This is a genomic window from Mesorhizobium sp. M2E.F.Ca.ET.209.01.1.1, assembly GCF_004010375.2.
In the GTDB taxonomy this organism is placed as follows: domain Bacteria; phylum Pseudomonadota; class Alphaproteobacteria; order Rhizobiales; family Rhizobiaceae; genus Mesorhizobium.
The window spans coordinates 1-418 of the sequence record NZ_SADP02000244.1 but is presented as its reverse complement, the minus strand read 5'-3'; the positions used below and the strand labels follow the sequence as shown (position 1 = coordinate 418).

General features: G+C 54.1%; 1 pseudogene. It reads right to left on the bottom strand.

The window, feature by feature from the left end:
- Positions 1-329 (bottom strand): annotated as a pseudogene (locus EN852_RS35485) (hypothetical protein); the annotation flags it as partial.
- Positions 330-418 lie beyond the last annotated feature (89 nt).

Sequence of the window (418 nt, the reverse complement as noted above, 5' to 3'; positions counted from 1 at the left end):
ATGGCCGGCACCCGTCCCAGGCCCATTGCGACATTGATCCTGGCGAGGCCGTTCAGGCGGTCTGACAGGCCAGAAAGCAGATCCCTGTTCCGCTCCCTGCCCTCGAAGAAAGCCGCGAATGATTTTTCTGTCGCCTCGCTTTTGGGGCCAAGCGAGTTCTCGGTCTGCCCGACTTTTCGCAGCAGGTATTCGACACCGTTGCGCTTGGCCCAGCGCATGCTGCCCACGAACCGTCTTTGGTGCTCGTCATCGGCGCTGCGCCAGCTTTCATAGACCTGCTGGGTGTCTATGAGTTGACGGCGCTGGTCGCTCGTCAGTTCCCTCAGCATCAATTTTCCACTCTCCTGACTCATTTACATTACATAGTGGAAAACTGTTAAATAACAATATCTTATATATTATTTTCCACTACCATGCT